The organism is Brevibacterium sp. LS14 (assembly GCF_012027885.1).
Lineage (GTDB): Bacteria > Actinomycetota > Actinomycetes > Actinomycetales > Brevibacteriaceae > Brevibacterium > Brevibacterium casei.
Window position 1 is genome coordinate 132,722 of record NZ_SJXG01000053.1, and the last position, 21,662, is coordinate 154,383.

A 21,662-nucleotide genomic window follows, 5' to 3' on the forward strand; every position below is an offset into this window, starting at 1 on the left:
GTTTGGCAAACCTCGATGCTCACGCCTCGGACTCCTGCGTGCGGGAGGCGGTGCGTTCGCCGTCTGCGGGCGCGGCAGCCTCCCCCGCGGCAGGCGCGTCAGGCTCCCGCGCGGTGGGCGCGTCAGTCTCCCCGGCGAAGAGGGCGAGGAGGCGGGCCACCTCGGCGGCGAACGCTTCCCGGGCCGGGGCGAGGTACTTCCGCGAATCGACGAGGTCGGGGTGCTCGACGAGGGTCTCGCGCACCGCGGCGGTGAAGACGGCGTTGAGGTGCGTGGAGACGTTGATCTTGCGCATCCCGGCGGCGATGCCGCGGCGGATCTCAGCGTCGGCGACGCCCGAGGAGCCGTGGAGGACGAGCGGGACGGGCACGACGCCGGCGAGGCGGACGATGAGGTCGAGGTCGAGTCGGCTCGTGCGCTCGCGCATCGCGTGCGAGCTGCCGACGGCGACGGCGAGTGCATCGACGCCGGTGAGAGCCGCGAACTCGACGGCTTCCGCGGGGTCGGTGCGGACGCCGGGAGCATGCGCCCCGTCCTTGCCGCCGATCTCCCCGAGCTCGGCTTCGACCGCGATGCCGCGGTCGTGGGCGCTGCGGACCACCTCGGCGGTCGTCTGGCAGTTGACGTCGTAGGCGAGGTGGGCGCCGTCGTACATCACGGAGTCGAAGCCGAGCTCGATCGCCTCCGTGACGAGTCCGACGTCCGTCGCATGATCGAGGTGGACGGCGACGGGCACGGTCGCGGACGCGGCGATCGCCTGCGTGGCCCGCGCGATCGGGGCGAGTCCACCGTGGTAGCGCACGCAGTTCTCGGAGATCTGCATGATCACGGGACGCCCGGCCGCCTCGGCGCCGGTCGCGATCGCCTCCGCGGACTCGAGGTGGATGACGTTGAACGCCCCCACCGCGGTGCCCGCCTCGGCCGCCTCGGCGAGCAGGGCGTTCATCGATGCCGTCGTCATGGTCTGTCTCCGCTTCGCTTCGTCGTGGCGTCCTCGGTGAGGACGCGGGCGCGCAGGTCGCGCCAGTTCTCGGGGATCTGCCCGGCTTGGGGCATGAGCACGGCTGCCGCTGAGACCGCGACCGCGCGGGTGAGGATGTCCCTGACCTCATCCTCGCCGAGGCGGCCGGCCGTTCCCGTGCGCGAGCGCGGGGCGGACCCGGCGGCCGGGTCTGCCGGGATCGCCTCGGGCGCCTGCCCGGTCGGACCCTCGACCGGCTCGGTCGGCGGACGTTCACTGCGGGCCCACGCGAGGGCGGCGACCGCGGCGTCGCCGGCACCGGTCGGATTGCCGTGGAGGGTCTCATCGAGGCGGGCGCGCAACCGCGGACCCTGGTCGTCGATGAGGACCATGCCCGCGGCGCCGAGCGAGAGGAGGACGTGTCCTGCCCCGGCGTCGACGAGGCGCCCGGCATCCGCGAGGAGGTCCCCGGGCGCGTTTGCACGGTCGGGCCTGCCGTCGCGGGCGAACAGCGCCGCGATCTCGTCGTCGTTCGGTTTGACCCAGTCGGCGCCGGCCCGCACGGCGGCGAGCAGTGCGGGACCCGAGGTGTCGACGACGACCTCGACGCCGGCGGCATGGGCTGAGGCGATGAGTCCGGGCACGAGATCGTCGGGGCAGTCCGGCGGCGTCGACCCCGAGATGACGAGGACGCGGAGCCCCTGTTCTGTGAGGCGCGCGCGGACGCCAGCCCGCACCGCCTCCCACACCTCACCGGTGTGCGGGCGCCCCGACTCGTTGACCAGGGTCGCCCGACCCGAATCCTCGACGACGGCGATGCTGCGCCGCAGGGGCGCCGAGGTGGGGGTGAGGTCCCAGGTGAGAACGCTCGAGTGACCCGCCTCGCCGGACGCCTCCTCCGGCCAGTGCTCGCGCGCGACCGGACCGAGGGCGACGACGGGGACGCCGAGGGCGGCGAGCACCCGGGCGACGTTGACGCCCTTGCCTCCGAGCACCTCGGCGGCGGGAGCGACACGGTGGGACCGCCCCAGCGTGAGTTCGCCGACGTCGACGGTGAGGTCGAGGGCGGGGCTGAGGGTGAGGACGGCGACGACGGGCGCGTCGGTGTCCGCACGGGCGGTGCCGACCGTCATCGGTGCCTCGTGAGCAGTCCGGCGCCGATGAGCCCGGCGACGGGACCGAGGCTCGCGCGGCGGATGCGCGGGGCCCGGTGGAAGTCGAGTCGGGAGCGCAGGGCGGAGTCGACCCCGTCGAGGAGTTCGTCGGCGCTGCTCAGCCCTCCCCCGAAGACGATCGCCTCGGGGGCGACGACGGCGACGAGCTGGGCGCACATCGCTCCGAGGGCATCGACCGCCTCGGCGAACACGGCGGCGGCGATCCGGTCGCCCTCATGCATGGCGGCGAGCACATCGAGCGAGCCGGACACGGCGGTTCCGCTGCGGGTCGAGTACCGGCGGGCGATCGCGGCGGCCGAAGCGATGTGTTCGATGGGTCCGCGGAACGGACCCTCGGCCGTATCGACGCTCACCTCGGAGAAGCCGACCTCTCCCGCATAGCCGCCGGCGGAGATGAGGCGGCCCTCGACCATGACCGCGGCGGCGATGCCGGTCCCGATCGTCACCATCGCGGCGTTCTCGGGCATCCCCTCGGCGAGCGCGAACTCGGCCCGCCCGGCCGAGCGGACGTCGTGGGAGACCGCGACCGGCACGCCGAGGCGGTCGGTGAGGACCTGAGAGAACGCGACGTTGCGCCATCCGAGGTTCGCCGAGAACACCCCGGTCCCCGTCGCCTCGTCGACGATGCCGGGCAGGACCACCGCCGCCTCGGCGACCCGATGCTCCGGCTGCGTGCGTGCGAACTCGGCGTGGAGGTCGGCGACGAGGTCGACGATCTCGCGGGCGGCGGAATCCGTGCACTCCGGGGTCGGAGCGGTCACCGCCTCGACGAGGCGGCCGTCGGCATCGAAGAGCGCCGCCTTCATCCCCGTCCCGCCGACGTCGACGGCGAGCGCGATCGGACCGGGTCCGAGGCTGCGGCCGTCGGCGACGCGGAGGATCTCGGCCCGCGTGGTCATGAGTCGAGGATGACCGAGCGGGTGAGCGAGCGCGGGTGGTCGGGGTCGACGCCGAGGCGCCTGGCCTTGGTCAGGGCGAGCGCGTGGAGGCGGGCGAGCTCGGCCAGCGGGTCGCGGTCGGAGGAGACGAAGCGGGCGCCCGTCGCCTCGACCTGGTCCTTGAGACCGTCCGGTGCCTCGCCGTACTGCCAGGTCACGCGGCCGGGTGCGGCGATCGCGATGGGTCCGTGGCGGTACTCCATCGACGAGTACGACTCGGTCCAGGTCTGCGCGGACTCGCGCAGCTTGAGTGCGGCCTCATTGGCCAGGCCCCAGGTCCAGCCCATGCCGAGGAAGCTGTACTGCTCGGCATCGATGAGCGCGTCGTCGAGGATCGCGGGATCGAACTCCGTGAAGTCCTCCGAGATCCCCTCGAGCACGGCCCGCGCATCGGAGACCGCAGTGCCGAGCGCCTCGGCGCCGCCGGCCCACGAGCGCAGGAGGGCGATCGTCGACGTGCAGAACCGGGTCTGGACGACGGAGCGCTCATCGGCGAAGTCGAGGGCGACGACGTCGTTCGAGCGCTCACCGATCGGGGAGTCTGCGCCGCCGACGATCGCGGTGACGGGAACCGATCCGCGGAGGCGCTCGAGCGCATCGACGACCTCCGTCGTCGTCCCCGAGCGGGAGATCGCGACGACGCGGTCGTAGCTGCGGTCGAACGGGTACTCGCTCGCGGTGAAGGCGTCGGTCTCGCCCTGCCCCGCGGTCTCGCGGAGATTCGCGTAGATCTGCGAGGCGAACCACGACGATCCGCATCCGATGACGGCGACCCGCTCACCGTCCGCCGGCACTGCGGCCTCGGGGACGGAGAGGGAGAGCGTGCGCTCCCACGTCTCCGGCTGACTGCGGAGCTCCTCCGCCATGAATTCTCCGGCAATCGACATTGCGCACTCCCTTGATCGTTTTCTGATTCAATCAATCACTATCATGACACATTACGCGACATCTGGGTAGTTTTCGTGTACGGTCAGAGAAGGAAAACTCGCAAAGGAGCAGTCACGTGGCATTTCTCACCGACCTGCGGCAGGCACCGCGGCTCGTCACCATCGTCGCATTCGCCGCCGTCGCCCTCGGCATCACGTACGGGTACGACATCTCGAACATCGCCGGCGCCCTCCTCTTCATCGAGGGCGATCTCGGGCTGAATACGGCCGAGCTCGGCGGACTCGCCACCGCGGTCGTCATCGGGCAGATCGTCGGCGCGATCATCGGCGGTCCGCTGTCGAACGCGATCGGGCGCAAGAAGTCGATGTTCCTCATCGCCGGCGGCTACATCGTCTTCTCGATCATCTCCGGCATCGCCCCCGGCTACCTCTCGCTGCTCATCGCCCGGCTCTTCCTCGGCGTGGCCATCGGCATCGCCCTGGCCGTCGTCCCCGTCTTCATCGCCGAGTCCTCCCCGACGAAGGTCCGCGGCGGCCTCCTCGTCGCCTACCAGGTGACGACGGTCATCGGCATCATCGCCGGCTACCTCGTGTGCTGGGGCCTCGCGCTCATCGAGTCGTGGCGGCTCATGCTCGGCCTCGCGGCCGTGCCTGCCGCGATCGTCCTCATCCTCCTCTTCCGCGTCCGTGAGACGCCGCACTGGCTCATGCTCAAGGGACGCGACGCCGAGGCGGCCGCCGCCCTCCGCGAATTCGACCCCGATCGCGATGTCGACCGGGACCTCGGCCTCATCCGCGACGAGCTCAACCAGGAGAGCGGTCGGCTCGTCGACATGTTCCGCGGCCACCTGCTCAGGGCGACGCTCTTCGTCATCGGGCTCGGCTTCTTCATCCAGATCACCGGCATCAACGCGACGATCTACTACGCCCCCTCGATCTTCGAGTCGATGGGTTTCAGCGGCTATGGTGCGCTCCTCGGCCTGCCGGCCGTCGTCCAGACCTTCGCGCTCATCGCCGTCATCGTCTCGATGTTCATCGTCGACCGCCTCGGGCGGCGTCCCGTCCTCCTCACGGGCATCGGGATCATGATCGTCTCGACCCTCGTCCTCGTCCTCGTCTTCAGCCTCGGCGGCGAGGCCGGCAGCACGACCGGGGGCACGGTCTTCGGCGTCATCGGCATCATCGCCTTCACGATGGGCTACACCTTCGGCTTCGGTTCCCTCGTCTGGGTCTACGCGGGTGAGACGTTCCCGGCGAAGTACCGGGCGCTGGGCGCCTCGCTCATGCTCACCGCTGACCTCGTGGCCAATGCGATCGTCGCCCAGTTCTTCCCCGGCCTCCTCGAGCTCATCGGCGGCGCGGGAGTCTTCCTCGTCTTCGGCGGTCTCGCGGTGCTCGCGTTCCTCTTCGTCCTCCGCTTCGCTCCTGAGACCAAGGGCCGCGACCTCTCGGAGATCTCTGCCTACTGGGCCAACGGCGCGAAGTGGCCGACGGAGATGCGGACCGCGACGAAGTAGGGCTCAGCCACCCAGGCTGCCGTCACGGACTCAGCTCGGTGCCGAGCCACCTGGTTGCGGTCGCAGTCGCTGCTCACCCGGGTTGCGGCCGCTGTCGCTGCTCACCCGGGTTGCGGTCGCAGTCGCTGCTCACCCAGCCCGGTTGCGGTCGCAGATTGAGGCGAAACGGCCGAATTCGGCCCAAATTCCTCGGTTCATCGACCACAACCGGGGGTGGGTGAAGTGGCCAGCGCGCGTGGATGTGGTGGCCAGCGCGCGTGGGCGTGGTGTCCAGAGCCGGCGTGCGGGCCGTAGCGAGGCTCCCGCCCGCGAGGCGACTCACTGGCGGGTCACTTGAAGGTCGGGGAGGGCACCGGAACTCCGTCGATCTGGATCGTCGGCATCATCTGCTTGAAGTCCTCGGCCGCGGCCTCGTTGCTCTGGAGGGCGCGCATCTCGACGGCGACGTCGACGAGGCGGCCGTTGGTCTGGTAGCCGATCCGCGCCCCGTACATGGCGGTGGGCTGCTGGTTGATCGCGAAGATCTCGCTCTCTCCGAGCACGCCCTGGAACGTCCAGTAGTAACCGGAGGCGATGCTGCCGGTGCGCTCGGCGGTCACCGTCGAGCCCTGCTCGGAGAACGAGTACTGCTTCTTCGCGTCGATGACGGCCTTAGGCGAATCGTCGAAGGCCTCGTTGCACGAGACGATGATCGTGTCGCTGTCGGTGAGCGAGGTGCCCCGGCTGAAGACGACGAAGGCCGGAGTGCTGCTGCCTTCGTACCAGTCGGAGCCGAGGGCGAAGCTGACGTCGACGGGACAGTCCGCGCCGAGGTTGAGCCGCTTGGTCTCCATCCCCTCGGGAATCGTCGGCCCCGTCGGCACTGTCGTCGGATCCTCGCCGGCCTCCCGTTCGACGGCGACGCGGATCGGACCCGATTCGCGCTCTGCCGTGCGGATCTGGAGAACCGAGCAGCCGCTGAGCAGCAGGGTCGCGGCCGTGCTGCCGGCGACGACCGCCCGTGGCCACGACACCCGAGTCACTGCGAATCGCCTCGCGCCCTCAGCTCACGCCGGGTCGGGAACTCCCGCTCCTCACCGGTGCGCCGGCCGTCCTCGCCCTGCGCGCCGGATTCGTCTGCGGTCCGGGGCGGATGCCCGGTGCCGCCCTGTGGAGTCGGCCTGCTTCCCACCGGGTCGGGGTTGCCCGCCTGCCCCTGCGGCGCACCGGACTGACGGTACTGGGCGGGTCGGTTGGGCTGGCCGAACTGCGCTGGCTGGCCCTGGTGCGCGGGAGAGCCGTGACGGTCTCCCGGGTCACCCGGCTGCCGGCCCGGCTGACTGCCGACGGGCGCCTGCCCCTGCGGGGCGCCGTAACCCGGACCGGCAGGCCGCGCGCCCGCACTCTGCTGGGGGCCGGGGAACTGCTGCGGAGCGCCGCCCGGATAGGGTCGACCTCCGGGCTGACTGCCGAACGACTGCTGAGGCCCGGCCTGGCCGACACCGCGATTATCGGGGCCGGGGTTCGCATAGCCGACAGGCTGAGGCCCCGATCCGGGGTGCCCGACAGGCTGGGGTCCAGAGTTCGGCTGGCCGATGTGCTGCGGGCCCGAGTTCGGCTGCTGCGACCCGCCCTGCTGGTCGGGCCGCGGGCCGCGCACCGGTTTGAACTGCGAATGCTGACCCGAATCGGTCGGGAAGCCGGCACCGACGGACTCGCCGGTCGACCGGTCGATGAGCGTCCCGTCGACGCGTTCGAGGCGGCGTTTCGACGTCCGCCTCGGCGTGCCGAGGATGCGGCCCTTGAGTTCGTCCTCGCTCGGCTGTCGCGGTGGAAGGAACCCGGGGGCATGGCGCATATCCGGATTCTGCACGGGCTGCACGGGATGCGATCCCGCGGCTGCGCGCTCTCCGCCCTCGGCCATCGGCGGCGCACCGACGGGCGCGGCGTCGGCAAGGACGGGCAGGACCATGCGCACGGACGTGCCCACGCCCTCCTGGCTGAAGAGCTGCACGGAACCGCCGTGCCGGGCGACGATCGAGCGGACGAGCGAGAGACCCATGCCGGATCCGGCGACCGCACGCACCCGGGAGCCGCGGGAGAGCTCGTCCCACACCTGGTCCTGCTCGGAGATCGGGATGCCGCTGCCGGTGTCGGCGACCTCGACGACGACCCAGCGGTGATTGTCGATGATCTGCTCGTTCGCCCGGAGTTCGACGACCTCAGCCTGCGAGGAGTACTTGAGAGCGTTGCCGAGAAGGTTGAGGATCGCCGTGAGGAGGAGGTCCTCCTCACCGGCGACGTCGGGCAGTCGCCACGGGGCCCGGGCGACGGTCGCGACGATCATCCGGTCCTCGGCCCCGGGCGCGGTCGAGGCATCCTCGACGGCCTGGTGGATGAGCCGGTCGAGGTCGACACGGGAATACTCGATGATTCGGGTCTCGACGTCGGCGAGCTTGCGCAGATCGGCGAGGAGTCGGGCGACTCGGCGGGAGGAGAGGTCGACCTGCTTGGCCGCGGGTTCGACCTCGGCGATCGACCCGCCCTGCCTGGCGACCTCGCGGATCGTCGCCGCCGAGGTCCGCAGGGCCGTGAGCGGGTTCTTCAGCTCGTGGTCGAGGCGGATGAGCATGCGGTTGCGCTTGGCCATCGAATCCTCGGCCGCGGCCGTCTCGATCGATTCGCGCAGCTGCGCCTCACGCTTGCGCAGTCGCCGCCACCCGAAGAAGACGAGCGCAGCGATGCCTGTGAGGACGAGGAGGAGCAGGAGGAGGAACAGCCAGATCTGGACCTCGATGACCAGGAAGTTCGTCATACCCGTCGCATCCCCTCTTCACCGTGGACCTCTCCGACGAACCGATAGCCGCGTCCCTGCACCGTCGCGATCCACCGCGGCTCCGCGGCATCCTCGCCGAGTACCCGGCGCAGTTCGGCCACCCGTGAGTCGACGGCACGGGTGCCCACGGCCTCCTCGAATCCCCAGAGGACCTCGAGCAGGCGCGCCCGATCGATGAGCTCGTCCTGGTGGACCATGAGGTATTCGAGCAGGGTGAAGCCCTTCGGGGTGATGACGAGTTCGCGCTGGCCCAGCCACGCCCGCCTGCCCACGCGGTCGACGCGCAGACCGAAGCTCGAGACGAGCACGGGCGCCGTCGCGAGCGGCGGACCCTCGGTGCGGGTGCGCCGCAGCACCGCCCGGATCCGGGCGACGAGCTCATGCGGATCGAAGGGCTTGTTGAGGTAGTCGTCGGCGCCCTCCTCGAGCGCCATCGCCCGCTCCACCGCCTCACCGACCTGGGTGAGCAGGAGCACGGGCACCCAGTTCTCGTCCTGGCGCAGCTGCCGCAGCACCTGTCGCCCGTCGGCACCGGGCATGAGCACGTCGAGGACGCAGACATCGGGACTGTGCCGGCGGATCTCGTCGAGGGCGAGGAGACCGTCACCGGCTGCGAGCACCCGGAACCCCGAGCGCTGGAGGAACGGGACCACTGCACCGAGGACATCGGGTTCGTCATCGGCCACGAGGACCAGTGGTTGGTGTTCACGCTGACTGTCAGCCGTCATTCTCGTCCGTTCCGAACTCGCGTCGCCGTTCTCTGGCGACCTCCCGCGCTTCTGCCCGATCCACTGCCTCGGCCAGCTCGTCTCGATACAGCATAGATCGACGCAGGTGCTTGGTGCGATATCCCGCACGGCCGACCATGTGCGTGGCAACGGGAATCGTCACGAGCTGGAAGGAGACGATGATCGCCAGGGTCGTCACCGTCGCCCACGTCGGGAAGTGGATGGCGATGGCGATCGCCACGAGGATGAGGCCGAGCACCTGGGGCTTCGCGCTCGCGTGCATGCGCGAGAGCAGATCGCCGAACCGGAGCAGACCGACGGCAGCGGCCAGGGAGAGCACGCCGCTGGCGAGGACGAGGACCGCGGAGATGATGTCAAGGACCATCGTGGCCCCCCTTCGGTCCGTCATCGGCGTCGTCGGGGCCGGGGTCGGGCCCGGACCCCAGTCCCTCCTCGGCCGAACCGGGAGAGTTCGCGGCCGCGTCGGCGCCCATCTCGTCCTCGGCGAGCGGGACGACGGGTTCGTCGCGCACGGTGACCTCGACAGGGCCGTCGGGGACGTTCGAGATGCCGCGGGCGACATCGTCGGGCCAGGTCGACGAGTCGGCCTGCGGGGCCTCGTCGCGACCGACGTGCCAGTCGGAGGCGGAGAAGTCGCTCAGGGCCCCCACCTCGGCGCCGGGGGTCATCGAATCGGACTTCGAGACGTATCGGGACACGCTCACGGAGCCGACGAAGCCGAGCATCGCCAAGACGATGAGCACGGGCAGGAGGTCGGTGCGACCGGTCAGGGCCATGAAGCCGCCGAGGCCGCACATGAGCGAGGCGAGGATGACGTCGGTGGCGATCATGCGGTCGAGGATCGACGGTCCCCGGATGACGCGGTAGAGGGCGAGGAACACCGAGGCGGCGAAGAGGACCGCGGCGGTGACGACGATGATGTGGAGGATCGTCTCGGTCATCGCCGGCCTCCCCGGTCGTCGGTGGGCGTCGGGTGGTCGAGCGGATCCGGATCGACCTTGAGGGCTGCGAGGTCACGGGTCGAGCCCAGCGCCCGGATGAGCAGCTCCTCGATGTGGTAGACCTGGCGCTTCGCGGCGCGGATCTTCTCCTCGGTGTCGGCGTCGAGGACGTGGAGGTAGAGGCGACCGCGGGCCCGGTCGCTGTCGACGATGATCGAACCGGGGATGAGGCTCGCGGTGTCGGCGACGAGCGTCATCATCAGGTCCGACCGGGTCCGCAGATCGCACGCGATGACCGAGCCCGCGCCGACGGCCTTGGGCCGGAAGGAGAACCACGCGACCTCGATCGAGGCGATGACCATCGAGACGACGAACCAGCCGGCGAAGACGAGGGCATGGACGACGTTGAAGCGACCCGAGAGGACGACCGGGGGCAGGTAGAACACCCGCGTGACGAGGAAGGCGAGGATGATGCCGGTGACCACGCTGAGGACGGTGAGCGAGTCCCACAGCATCACCCAGAGGAGGACGAGGAAGAAGACGAGGACGAGCTGCTGGATGACCCGGCGGCCCTTGGGTGGGGACGTGCGCGGACTCATCAGCCCTCACCTCCGAGGACCTCGTTGACGTAGGTGATCGGGTTCTGCAGGTTCTCCGCCGCCCGCTCCGAGAGGTCCCACAGGGGTCCGGCGGCGATCGTGAGGATGAGGGAGACGACGACGATCGCCGAGGTGGCGGCGAACATCGGTCCCGGCACGCCGATGCGCGAGCGCCAGGTCCGTCCCTCCAGCAGGGTGCGCTTGCGTTCGGCGAACTCCTCGACGAGCTCCTCGTTGGGGTCCTCCGCGTCCGCGGGGTCGCGCCAGAACGCCAGGTTGAAGGTGCGGCCGATGACGTAGAGGGTGAGCAGGCTCGTGAGGGTGCCGGCGATGATGAGGACGGTGGCGAGCCAGCTGTGGTCCTCGAACCCAGCCTCGAAGAGCGCGACCTTGCCGATGAAGCCGGAGAACGGCGGGATCCCGGAGAGGTTGAGAGCCGGGATGAAGAAGACGATCGTCAGCGCCGGCGAGAGCACCATGAGTCCGCCCAGCGACCGGGTCGACGTCGATCCGCCGCGCATCTCGACGAGGCCGATGGCGAGGAACAGCGCGGTCTGGACGATGATGTGGTGGACCGTGTAGTAGATGCCGGCGGCGAGCCCGAACGCTGTGCCGAGGGCGACGCCGAAGAGCATGTAGCCGATGTGGGAGACGAGCGTGAAGGAGACGATGCGCTTGATCTCCGACTGTGCGATCGCGCCGAGGATGCCGACGATCATCGTCAGGCCCGCCGCGACGAGCAGGGGCACCCTCAGGGACGAATCCGAGAAGAGCAGGGTCTCGGTGCGGATGATGGCGTAGATGCCGACCTTCGTCAGCAGGCCCGCGAACACAGCGGTGACCGGGGCGGGGGCCGTCGGATAGGAGTCGGGAAGCCAGAACGAGAGCGGGAAGATCGCGGCCTTGATGCCGAAGCCGATGAGGAGGAGGACGTGGAGGATCATCTGCACATCGGGCGGCAGCTGGTCGAGTCGCTCGGCCAGCTGGGCCATGTTCACCGTGCCCGTCGCGGCGTAGATGACGCCGATCGCGGTGAGGAAGATGACCGAGGACACGAGTGAGACGACGACGTAGGTGACTCCCGCGCGGATCCGCTCGGCTGTCGCTCCCAGGGTGAGGAGGACGTACGAGGCGAGGAGGAGCATCTCGAAGCCGACGTAGAGGTTGAAGAGGTCGCCGGCGAGGAACGCGTTCGCGACACCTGCGCAGAGGATGAGGTAGCTCGGGTTGAACACGGAGATCGGGGTCTCGTCCGAGTAGTCGGAGGCGTCCTGGCTGAGCGCGTAGATGAGCACGGCCAGGGTGACGAGACAGGACACGACGAGCATGAGCGTCGAGAGCCGGTCGGCGACGAGGACGATGCCCGCCGGCGCCTCCCACCCGGCGATCGCAACGACCTGCGGACCCTCCTGGTCGACGCCGACAAGGAGGACGACGGCGATGACCATGACCGCTGAGAGCGTGAGCAGGGAGACGAGGTTCTGCGAGCGCGAATGCTTCGACAGCACCAGGGCGAGGCCGGCGCCGATGAGCGGCAGCAGCACCGGCATCGGGATGAGGACGGCGAGGAGTTCGGTCATCGTCGCTCCCCCTTCCCGTCGTCGTCGCTGTCCTCGTCATCGGTGCCGTGCCCGTCGGTCTCCGCAGCAGGCCGGTCGGTCTCCGCGGCCTCGGCGTCAGCGGCTTCGGCCTCGGCTTCGCGTTGAGCGGGAGTCCCATCGTCGTCGAGGTCGACGGCCCCGCGGATCGGGCTCTCGGCCTCGTCGCCGAACTCCGTGTCGTCGTAGTCGGTGCTCGCCTCGGCTTCCGAGTCGATCATCTTCGTGATCGCGACCTGGAGGTCGGCGGCGTCGTCCTGGAGGGAGTCGGCGCGCACGAGACGCCACGACCGGTAGATCATCGCGAGCAGGAACGCGGTGACGGCGAAGGTGATGACGATGGCCGTGAGGACGAGCGCCTGCGGCAGCGGGTCCGACATGCCCTCCGTCGAGAGGTTCTTCCCGTCGGTCAGCGGCGGGCGGCCGCGACCAGCGGTGAGGACGATGAGGAGGTTGACGGCGTTGCCGAGCAGGATGAAGCCGAGGAGGACGCGGGTGAGCGAGCGCTCGAGCATGAGGTAGACGCCGCATGCGAAGAGGACGCCCATCGCGAGCACCATGATGAAGGGCAGACTCACAGCCGTCCCCCTTCCGCTCCGTTGTCGACCTCGAGGTGGTTGACGCGGTTGAGGATCTTCGACACGGCCTTGTGTTCGGCCTCCGCGCCGAAGTTCTCCGCCAGCCCGAGCGAGGTGTTGAGCCGGTCGGTGAGGAGCAGTTCGTCGCGCTCCTGGTGGAGGTCCACCTCGGCGCCGAGTGAGCGGAGGATGTCGAGCATGAGGCCGACGACGATGAGGTAGACGCCGATGTCGAAGAACGTCGGAGTGCCGAACTTGAGCTCCCCGAGGAGCGGCAGGTTCGCTTCGACGAAGACGGACTTGAAGACGGTGTCGCCCCAGAACCATCCGCCGACCGCGGTGAGCACGGAGAGGATGAGTCCGGTGCCGAGCAGACCCGAGGGCGTGAACCGCGCCGCCTCGGCGAGTTCGAACTTGCCTCCCGCGAGGTAGCGGACGACGAGGGCGAGACCGGCGACGAGACCGCCGGCGAAACCGCCGCCGGGGGTGTTGTGCCCGGTGAAGAGGAGGTAGACGGAGAAGACGAGGACGGCATGGAAGATGAGGCGGGCGGTGACCTCGAGGATGATCGAGCGGTTGCGCGGGGCCAGCGTGCGTCCGGCGATGAGCCACGAGGCGCGCCGCGTCTCGAGGTCCTCGTGCTCGGTGCCGTCGGTGACGCTGCCGGGGCGCGGCGCCACCTCGTCGGGCACGGGCTGGAAGCGGAGCCGGCCGCGCCGGTCCATGCCCTCGCGACCCGCGGAGAAGCGGCCGAGGTGGCCCTCGCGGCCGCGGACGAAGATGAGTCCGGCGACTCCGGTGCCGGCGGCGACGAGGACGGAGATCTCACCGAAGGTGTCCCAGACGCGGATGTCGACGAGGGTGACGTTGACGACGTTCTGGCCGTGCCCGATCTCGTAGGCGAGCTGTGCGAAGTCGACGGAGGCCGGTTCGGTCATCCGCACCCCTGCGGCGATGAGGACGACGATCATCATCGTCACGCCCACGGCTGCGCCGATGATCGCGCGCCATGCGGGGGTGAACCGGCCGGTGCTCTGACCGATCCGGGCGGGCAGGCGGCGGAGGACGAGGACGAAGACGACGATCGTGATGGTCTCGACGAGCACCTGGGTGAGCGCGAGGTCGGGGGCGCCCATGAACGCGAAGAACGCGACCATCGCGTAGCCGGAGATGCCGGTGACGACGACGGCGGTGAAGCGCTTCTTCGCTCGGGTGGCGGCGATCGCGACGACGATGAGGACGCCGGCGACGATGAAGTCGAGCGGAGTGTCGAAGAGCGTGAACCGGATCTGCCATGTGTCGTTGGAGATGACGGCGAGACCGACCCCGGCGACGAGGACGAGGTAGATGACGCTCTGGTAGAAGGGCAGCGATCCGCGCTGGGTGCGGGAGGTCACCCAGAGGGCGAGGATCTCCATGCCGCTGATGAGGCGCCGGTAGAGGTCGTGGAAGTCGAAGCCGGCCGGCAGGGTCGCCTGGACCCGGGCGAAGCGGTCGCGGAACACGAAGAGGAGGAGACCTGCGGCGATGGTGACCGCGGAGAGCCCGAGCGCGGGTTCGAAGCCGTGCCACATCGCCAGGTAGTACTCGCCGTCGGCCGGGTCGGTCGCCGGCAGGGACGCACTCCAGGCTTCGACGTAGGTGTCGACGACCATCGCGAACGGACCGAGGGCGAGCGTGAGGATCGTGAGGATGATCGGAGACACGACGAGCGTGACGTTCTCCTCCCGGCGGGCGATGTCGTCGACGCCGGGCTTCGTCCCGAACGCACCCCAGACGAACCGGGCCGAATAGGCGACGGTGAGCACCGAGCCGATCATGATCCCGACGAGGGCGATGATCGAGGTCTTCGTGCCGGCGTCGAGCAGGGTCGAGTACACCGCCTCCTTCGCGACGAAGCCGAAGGTCGGGGGCAGACCCGCCATCGATGCCGCCGAGATCGTCGCACACACGGCGACGACGGGGAAGGCGCGCCAGCCGCCGGAGAGCTTCGTGAGGTCACGGGTGCCGGCTCGGTGGTCGATGATGCCCACACAGAGGAAGAGGCAGGCCTTGAAGAGCGCGTGGGAGACGAGGAGGGCGAGCGCGGCCTTGGTGATGTCCGGTGTGCCGAACGAGGAGACCACCGTGAGGAAGCCGAGCTGGGAGACGGTGCCGAAGGCGAGGAGGAGCTTGAGGTCGGTCTGGCGCAGGGCCTGCCACGCGCCGATGAACATCGTCAGCAGGCCCGCGGTGAGGAGGATCTCCGTCCAGCCGGGAAGCGTGTGGAAGCCGGGTGCGAGCCGGAGGACGAGGTAGATGCCGGCTTTGACCATCGCCGCGGCATGGAGGTAGGCGCTCACCGGGGTCGGAGCGGCCATGGCACCGGGCAGCCAGAAGTGGAACGGCAGCAGGGCCGACTTCGAGATCGCTCCGACGAGGAGGAGGACGACGGCGGTGACGACGAGGGGTCCGGTGTCGAGGCCGAGTTCGGCGCGCTCGACGAGGACGGAGATGCGTCCGGTGCCGGTGGTGACGATGAGGAGGACCATCCCGACGAACATCGCCAGACCGCCGGCGGTGGTGACGATGAGCGCCTGCAGCGCCGCCTGCCGGGAGCGGCGGCGGGACTGGCTGTGGCCGATGAGGAGGTACGAGAAGATCGTCGTGCCCTCCCAGAAGACGAAGAGCATGAGGAGCTCGTCGGCGACGACGAGTCCGTACATCATCCCCGCGAACGCCATGAAGACGGCGGCGAAGCGGGCGAGGCCGGGTTCGTCGGCGGGGAAGTAGCGCGAGCAGTAGACGAGGACGAGCGTGCCGACCCCGGTGACGATGAGGCTCATGATCCACGAGAGGACGTCGAGGCGGAAGACGCCCTCGAGGTCGAGCGCGGGCAGCCAGTCGAGCGTCTCGGTGAGCGGGGCTCCCCCGGGCCCGAAGATCGCCGAGGCGGTCGTCAGGGTGTAGACGAGGCCGGCGAGCGGGACGAGGGCCAGCAGCAGGAAGGCGTTGCGGCCGAGCAGTCGGACGAGCGGGTAGGCAATGACAGCAGCCCCGAAAAAGGCTCCTGTCATGGCTATCACCGGCGGACACCTCCGTCATTTTCCGTTGTGTGGCGATCGAGACCTGCTCAACAGTATTTTCGCATGGAAAGTGGTCGTTCTCCCAATCAACGGACCGGCGCGGAGCACCCGAGACGGACCGTCACACGATGATGCCGCCTGCCGTGCCCGATCAGGCCCGCAGCTGCGCCGATGTGACAAGGAACCCGTTCTCATCGAGGCCGATGCCGTCGCTCCGGGAGAGCAGCTCGGCGCCGATCCGATCGACGAGGGCGGCCACCTCGGCGCGCATCTGCCGGAAGCGGCGATCATGGCCTGGGCGGTAGCGGACCTCTTCGGCGTCCATCCAGTGGACGTGGTACTCGATCTGCGGCAGCTCGGTGCTCGCCCGCACGATCGGGGGCACCCATTCGGCCTCGGTCACGCGGATCTCGATCGCCCCGGCCGCCTCGTCGATCTCGCCGAGCGGGATGAGGAGGGAGTAGCCGTCGAGGACGACGGGTGCGGAGGAGTCGAAGAGAGGATCGTCGAGCGAGGTCTGCGCGAGCACCGCGGCATCGGGGGTCGGCAGCTCCTGCTGGAAGGCATGCGGGGCATGGGTGCGCACGAGCGAGAGGGCGACATCGGGGTCGAGCCAGTACGGGGAGTAGAGGTAGAGATCGACCTTCGCCTCGGGATCGGGCACGAGCACGCGGGTGCCCATCCCGTCCTCGTCGGCGAGGCGGATGGCCAGATGCAGGCGCGAGGCGATGGAGATGAGGAGGCTGAGCGCGCGCTCCTCCTCACGGTCGGGAAGGCCCGCGGGAAACGCCTCATGGAGTCCGTCCGCGTCCTCGAACCATTCCGGCGGCGGCGCGGGCTCCCGGTCGCGCGGAGTGTCGAGGACGACGGCGCGACGGGACCACTCGGGGATCTCGAGCGCGGCGACCGTCGCCTCGTCGAGGTCGACCCCGGCACTGAGCCGCGAATGGCGGGAGAGACGGACCTGATCGTTCTCGTTCAGGCGCGGCGGCACGTCGGGGAGCCTGTTGTGGACGAGGGCGAGGACGTCGGAGACCTCGATCTCGGCGTCGAGGAGGAGGAGGTGGCGTCCGCGCAGGTCCGCGGCGAGTCCCTCGACGGCGGGGGCACCGCCGCCGGACTGCTCCCGCTGCCTCCTCAGCTCCCGCCGGGTGATCACATGGCCCTCCGGAAGAAGTTCGCGTGCGACCGTGAGGCCGTGGGGCCGCGCTGACCCTGGTACCGGCTGCCTGTGGCCTCGGAGCCGTAGGGGACCTCGGCGGCGGAGCTGAGCCGGAAGAAGCAGAGCTGGCCGATCTTCATCCCCGGCCACAGCGTGATCGGCAGCGTGGCGACGTTCGAGAGCTCGAGGGTGACATGACCGGTGAATCCCGGGTCGATGAACCCCGCCGTCGAATGCGTGAGCAGACCGAGACGGCCGAGCGAGGACTTCCCCTCGAGCCTGGCCGCGACGTCGTCGGGCAGGGTGACGAGCTCATGGGTCGAGGCGAGGACGAACTCCCCGGGGTGGAGGACGAAGGGCTCGGCCGGATCGACCTCGACGAAGCGGGTGAGCTCGGGCTGTTCGAGCGAGGGATCGATGACCGCGTACTTGTGGTTGTCGAAGAGCCGGAAGTAGCGGTCGAGGCAGACGTCGACGCTCGCAGGCTGGATGAGCGAGAGGTCACAGGGGTCCAGCGCGATGCGACCGGATTCGAGTTCGGCGCGGATGTCGCGGTCGGAAAGGAGAGTCACACCCCTGATGGTAGTCGGATCGGACCCCGGCGCGCAGTCACGACGGGGGCAGCGAGGCGGGGAACCACCTCGGCGAGGCAGGAGTCGGGTGCGACACGCCGTTACTTTGTCACGAATTGATAACGATCCTGCGATAAATCCTTGAATTGCCTCCGTGTGTCTCGCCATGCGCCTGAGTGAATGCTTTAGAGTGGGGTGCTGTACGAACCCGCGCACGATGGTGCCTTCCTCTTCTCAGCCAGGGAATGCCGGGAGTTCCATCGCCTTTTGTGGGTTGACATCAACCGAAAGGCATTACTGTGAAGACCTCGCGTCTTGTGCTTGCCCCCGCAGTAGCCGTTGCACTGACCGGTCTCGCCGGCGCTCCCGCGTTCGCGTCGACCGCGTCTCCTACGGTGCCCCAGGGCCCGCTCTGCGCCTATGACGGCGCCGGGCCCCAGAGCGACTCCACCGTCCCCGACAGCGACACCCCGCAGGCCACTGTGTCCGCGGCGCAGGTCAGTCGGGAAGAGATCGTGGACAAGAAGGAGGGCATCGGGTTCTCCGGCACCGGATTCACCGCCGATGAGAAGGCGACCGTGACGGTCGTCGGCACCGACGGCACGAAGTACACCCCGGAGACGAAGCTCACCGTCGATGAGAACGGGAAGGTCAACGGGACCTACTTCTTCTCGACCACCGAAGGCGCTCAGGTGCCGCTCGGGACGTACACGCTCTACCTCACCGACCTCAAGTCCGAGAAGGACTCCTCGAAGGTGACCTTCGAGGTCGTCGCGAAGGACTCGGACAAGGACGATTCGGGCGCCGGCAACACCTGCGAGCGTCCGACCGCCCCGGCTCCCACGGACACCGCCTCGCCGGACCCGTCCGAGACCGGAACGCCGACGGAGACCGCGAAGCCGACCGAGACGGCGAAGCCCACCCCGTCGGAGACGAAGACGGAGTCCCCGTCGACGACCGCGCCGGCTCCGACCGAGACCGCGAAGCCGACGGAGACCGCGAAGCCGACCGAGACGGCGAAGCCCACCCCGTCGGAGACGAAGACGGAGACCCCGACGCAGACGCCGAGCAAGACTGCGGATCCGACGCCGTCGGAGACCGGTCAGCCCTCGCCGACGCAGACGGGCCCCGCTCCCACCGACACCCCGTCCGAGACCGGAGAGCCGTCCAAGACGGCTGAACCGTCGGAGACCGGCACGCCCTCGGAGAAGTCGACCGATTCGACCGACGAGGGGGCGAAGGACGACAAGCAGCCGGCCGCGGCACCGCAGGCCCTCATCATCGACCCCACGGAGATCACCTCCGAGGACTTCCTCAACAAGGGCGTCACGCTCGGCGTCACCGGTGCCCAGCCCGGTGAGAAGATCACGATCGTCGTCGAGCATGCCCAGGGCAAGGTCGACCGCTACACGATGTCGAAGGAAGCCGACTCCGAGGGCAAGGCGACCTTCGGCGTCCAGGCCAAGGTCAAGGCCGTGCTCGGCACGTACAACGTCCGTGTCCAGGCCGAGAGCTTCGACAAGCCGCAGGGCGGAAGCTTCACCGTCGTCACCAACGGCACCGATGTGTCCGAGAACGGCAACGGCTCCGGCAGCGGAAATGGCTCCGGCAGCGGTTCCGGCAGCGGCGCCTCGAACGACCTGCCCCGCACCGGTGCCGAGATGACCGGACTCGCGCTCGGCGCGGGACTCCTCGTCGTCGGCGCGGCAGCCGTCGTCATCACCCGTCGACGCGCCGACGCGGCCGCCGACGATCCTGCGGAGTTCTGACGATCCGTTGAGCCGCGAACTGTCCCTGGCGGGGCTGCACCTCGGAGGGCGCCCGATCGACCTCGGTCGTCTCCGAGCGGGGACGGTTCTCGGACTCATGGGCAGCCCGGACAGCACCACTGAGGTGGTGCTGTCCGCGGCCGCCCAGCCCGGTGTCGCACCACCCCCACAGCTCCCGACCGGATTCCGGTCGGGACGTCTGCGTGTGCGCAGGTGGGTGACGTCGTATCTGCGCGCCGCCGATGCCGATCCCGGGGAGGCGGCATCAGCGGCGGCGCTGAGCGAATTCGGACTCGAGACCTCGGTGCTGCGGACCCGCATCGGCGACCTCGATGCCGCGACCCGCGCCAAGCTCGTCCTCGCCCTCGCCTGGTCGACCGGCCGCGAATGGCTGACCTTCATCGACCCTTTCGCCGAGGTGCCCGGCCACATCCGCACCGGTCTGCGCGCCCGGCTCGCCGACCTCGCCGCCGCGCAGGGACGCGGAATCGTGCTCTCCTCGACGACGCTGACGGACTTCATCATCGCCGAGGCTGGCGTCGCGAACATCGAGAAGGGCGAACTCGTCGCCCTCGGTCCGCTCGCGACCGTCGTCTCCGAACCGCGCGGCTCCCTGCCCGCCGAACTCACCGGAGTGAACATCTGGTCGGGCCTCGCCCGCAAGGGGTGGCTGTCGATCGGCCACTCGGCCGTCCGGGCCCGGACCGAACTCGACGGCAAGGTCTTCGTCACCCTGCCGTGGCGAGCAGCCCACGTCTCACTCGACGAGCACGACCCTGCCTTCACCTCGGCGGCGGTCTTCGAAGCGATCGTCGTCGGACTTCGGGACCGCGGGTCGGCGATCCAGGCGAAGCTCTCTCCCGTCGATACGGAGATGGGGCTCGCCCTCGATGTCGACCTCGCCGATCTCACCGATCTCGGGGGCACGGATGGCACGGCCTACGGGGTCCTCCACCCCGGCCTCGGCGAGTCCCTCACCGAGCTGCGCGCCAACGTCAGGGTGGGCACCCACGTCTTCGTCGACGTCGACACCTCACAGCTGCGGGCCTACTCCGTCGAATGAGGCGGACCGGACCCGCACCCGCGAGATGAGCAGACCCGCTCCCGCGCGATGAAGGGGGCCGGGCCCGGTACGTGACGGCGGCAGGCTCGCTGTCCACTAAACTGGATTCGACATCCCCACCCGGAGACAGCGGAGCCGCCCGCCGACCGGGACATCCCCCGAGCCGATGAGGAGAGGCCATGCGAACGTCGCGCACCCTTCTCATCTCCGCCCTCGTCGTCATCGTGCTCACCGTCGCCTCGGTGCCTCTGCTCAACCTCACCGTCTACACCCCGGCGCGCACCGTCGAGGCGTACATGTCAGCGATCGAGCAGGGCAACGCCGAGCGTGCCTTCTCCTACCTCTCCTCCCCCACTCCCGGTTCGACGCTGGCGCTGAGCCAGGACGTGCTCTCCGCCGCCCCCGACCTGCCCCGCGAAGCCTCCGCTGAGACCGTCTCGACCGACGGCGACCGGGCGAAGGTCCGCCTCTCCTACGTCCTCTCCTCGCAGACGCACAGTGTCGACCTCGACCTCGTCCGGCTGCCGGCCGCCGCGGGGCTCTTCGACCGCTGGGCGATCGAGCAGAAGGCCTGGCCGACCCTCGACCTCGACGTCTCCGGGTCCTCGACGGCGACGGTCAATGGATTCAGCGTCTCCGCGGGGGAGGTTCCGGTGCTGTTCCCGGCGACCTACCTCGTCGGCTTCGACGCAACGTTCCTCAAGTCGAAGTCCGAGCGCGCCGAGGTCACCGCCCCCGGGGACTCGCCGAAGATCTCCCTGGCGCCGCAGCCGACCGCGAAGCTCGAGCAGGCCGTCGCCGAGCAGGTCGACGAGCACCTGCGCAACTGTGTCAAGGCGAAGACCCTCATGCCCTCGGGGTGCGTATTCGGCTACGAGACCGACAACGAGATCCTCGGGGATGTCGAATGGTCGATCGTGCGGGAACCCAAGGTCAGTCTCACTTCCTCGGGCGGCGACCTCGAGCTCACCCCTGCCACCGCCGAGGTGCGGATCAAGGGACGCTATCGTGACATCGTCACCGCCGACGAACGGGACCTCGACGAGACGCTCTCGTTCGTCCTCGGCGGATCCGTCGTCGTCCGCTCCTCGCAGGTGCGCGTCGAACCGCGCCGCCTCGGCGAAGTCTCGATCATGTGAGCAGCCCGGTGCGGGCCGAGTGGCCCTGCCCACCCGTTTGTGGGTGTGCCCACCCGTTTGTGGTCGAGAAACCGAGGAAAATCGAGCGATCGGGCCCATTTTCCACCGGTTTTCGACCGCAACCGGCGGTGGCG

General features: G+C 69.5%; 19 protein-coding genes. 4 read left to right on the forward strand and 15 right to left on the reverse strand.

Annotated features, from left to right (window positions below; all coding sequences use genetic code 11):
* Window positions 1-19 precede the first annotated feature (19 nt).
* The 4 genes from EZE58_RS12370 to EZE58_RS12385 are packed head-to-tail and all read right to left on the reverse strand — an operon-like array spanning window position 20 to window position 3,961.
* Window positions 20-961, reverse strand: coding sequence for a class II fructose-bisphosphate aldolase (locus EZE58_RS12370; RefSeq protein WP_167560651.1), 942 nt, complete (start codon window positions 959-961; stop codon window positions 20-22).
* Window positions 958-2,094 (reverse strand): PfkB family carbohydrate kinase, encoded by a 1,137-nt coding sequence (locus EZE58_RS12375; protein WP_095375348.1) that lies wholly within the window; start codon window positions 2,092-2,094, stop codon window positions 958-960. The genes EZE58_RS12370 and EZE58_RS12375 overlap by 4 nt, the downstream gene beginning before the upstream one ends.
* A complete protein-coding gene (locus EZE58_RS12380) occupies window positions 2,091-3,035 on the reverse strand; it encodes an ROK family protein (RefSeq protein ID WP_095375347.1) in 945 nt (314 codons plus the stop codon). Before EZE58_RS12380 ends, EZE58_RS12375 begins: the two co-directional genes overlap by 4 nt.
* The gene (locus EZE58_RS12385; RefSeq protein ID WP_095375346.1) at window positions 3,032-3,961 is read right to left on the reverse strand and encodes a sugar isomerase; all 930 of its coding nucleotides are present in this window, start codon (window positions 3,959-3,961) and stop codon (window positions 3,032-3,034) included. The genes EZE58_RS12380 and EZE58_RS12385 overlap by 4 nt, the downstream gene beginning before the upstream one ends.
* A 62-nt stretch (window positions 3,962-4,023) precedes the next feature.
* Here EZE58_RS12385 and EZE58_RS12390 point away from each other — a divergent pair, with 62 nt between their 5' ends.
* A complete protein-coding gene (locus EZE58_RS12390; RefSeq protein ID WP_095375345.1) occupies window positions 4,024-5,478 on the forward strand; it encodes a sugar porter family MFS transporter in 1,455 nt (484 codons plus the stop codon).
* 329 nt (window positions 5,479-5,807) lie between these two features.
* Here EZE58_RS12390 and EZE58_RS12395 read toward each other — a convergent pair whose 3' ends face one another.
* From EZE58_RS12395 to dcd, 11 genes are all read right to left on the reverse strand, one after another.
* The gene (locus tag EZE58_RS12395; protein ID WP_100227397.1) at window positions 5,808-6,500 is read right to left on the reverse strand and encodes a hypothetical protein; all 693 of its coding nucleotides are present in this window, start codon (window positions 6,498-6,500) and stop codon (window positions 5,808-5,810) included.
* The gene (locus EZE58_RS12400) at window positions 6,497-8,272 is read right to left on the reverse strand and encodes an ATP-binding protein (RefSeq protein ID WP_009376544.1); all 1,776 of its coding nucleotides are present in this window, start codon (window positions 8,270-8,272) and stop codon (window positions 6,497-6,499) included. Before EZE58_RS12400 ends, EZE58_RS12395 begins: the two co-directional genes overlap by 4 nt.
* The gene (locus tag EZE58_RS12405; protein ID WP_009376546.1) at window positions 8,269-9,021 is read right to left on the reverse strand and encodes a response regulator transcription factor; all 753 of its coding nucleotides are present in this window, start codon (window positions 9,019-9,021) and stop codon (window positions 8,269-8,271) included. The genes EZE58_RS12400 and EZE58_RS12405 overlap by 4 nt, the downstream gene beginning before the upstream one ends.
* Complete coding sequence (mnhG, locus tag EZE58_RS12410) at window positions 9,011-9,406, reverse strand: monovalent cation/H(+) antiporter subunit G (protein WP_009376548.1); 396 nt, start codon at window positions 9,404-9,406, stop codon at window positions 9,011-9,013. Before mnhG ends, EZE58_RS12405 begins: the two co-directional genes overlap by 11 nt.
* Window positions 9,396-9,983 (reverse strand): monovalent cation/H+ antiporter complex subunit F, encoded by a 588-nt coding sequence (locus EZE58_RS12415; RefSeq protein ID WP_009376550.1) that lies wholly within the window; start codon window positions 9,981-9,983, stop codon window positions 9,396-9,398. The genes mnhG and EZE58_RS12415 overlap by 11 nt, the downstream gene beginning before the upstream one ends.
* Window positions 9,980-10,582 carry a Na+/H+ antiporter subunit E gene (locus EZE58_RS12420; protein WP_009376552.1) on the reverse strand — a complete coding sequence of 201 codons (603 nt, stop codon included), beginning with the start codon at window positions 10,580-10,582 and terminating at the stop codon, window positions 9,980-9,982. Before EZE58_RS12420 ends, EZE58_RS12415 begins: the two co-directional genes overlap by 4 nt.
* Window positions 10,582-12,162: a Na+/H+ antiporter subunit D gene (locus EZE58_RS12425; protein WP_009376554.1), complete on the reverse strand. Its 1,581-nt coding sequence runs from the start codon at window positions 12,160-12,162 to the stop codon at window positions 10,582-10,584. The genes EZE58_RS12420 and EZE58_RS12425 overlap by 1 nt, the downstream gene beginning before the upstream one ends.
* Complete coding sequence (locus tag EZE58_RS12430; RefSeq protein ID WP_009376556.1) at window positions 12,159-12,758, reverse strand: Na(+)/H(+) antiporter subunit C; 600 nt, start codon at window positions 12,756-12,758, stop codon at window positions 12,159-12,161. The genes EZE58_RS12425 and EZE58_RS12430 overlap by 4 nt, the downstream gene beginning before the upstream one ends.
* Complete coding sequence (locus EZE58_RS12435) at window positions 12,755-15,814, reverse strand: Na+/H+ antiporter subunit A (RefSeq protein WP_167560653.1); 3,060 nt, start codon at window positions 15,812-15,814, stop codon at window positions 12,755-12,757. Before EZE58_RS12435 ends, EZE58_RS12430 begins: the two co-directional genes overlap by 4 nt.
* Before the next feature lie 160 nt (window positions 15,815-15,974).
* The gene (locus EZE58_RS12440) at window positions 15,975-16,982 is read right to left on the reverse strand and encodes a hypothetical protein (protein ID WP_009376564.1); all 1,008 of its coding nucleotides are present in this window, start codon (window positions 16,980-16,982) and stop codon (window positions 15,975-15,977) included.
* Window positions 16,979-17,557: a dCTP deaminase gene (dcd, locus tag EZE58_RS12445; RefSeq protein WP_009376566.1), complete on the reverse strand. Its 579-nt coding sequence runs from the start codon at window positions 17,555-17,557 to the stop codon at window positions 16,979-16,981. Before dcd ends, EZE58_RS12440 begins: the two co-directional genes overlap by 4 nt.
* Before the next feature lie 299 nt (window positions 17,558-17,856).
* On the opposite strand from dcd, the gene EZE58_RS17725 reads away from it, so the two are divergent.
* The 3 genes from EZE58_RS17725 to EZE58_RS12460 all read left to right on the forward strand — a co-directional run bounded on the left by EZE58_RS17725 (window position 17,857) and on the right by EZE58_RS12460 (window position 21,528).
* The gene (locus EZE58_RS17725; protein ID WP_167560655.1) at window positions 17,857-19,326 is read left to right on the forward strand and encodes an LPXTG cell wall anchor domain-containing protein; all 1,470 of its coding nucleotides are present in this window, start codon (window positions 17,857-17,859) and stop codon (window positions 19,324-19,326) included.
* 7 nt (window positions 19,327-19,333) lie between these two features.
* A complete protein-coding gene (locus EZE58_RS12455) occupies window positions 19,334-20,389 on the forward strand; it encodes a hypothetical protein (protein ID WP_009376570.1) in 1,056 nt (351 codons plus the stop codon).
* Between the two features lie 179 nt (window positions 20,390-20,568).
* Window positions 20,569-21,528 (forward strand): hypothetical protein, encoded by a 960-nt coding sequence (locus EZE58_RS12460; protein ID WP_009376572.1) that lies wholly within the window; start codon window positions 20,569-20,571, stop codon window positions 21,526-21,528.
* Window positions 21,529-21,662: the final 134 nt, after the last annotated feature.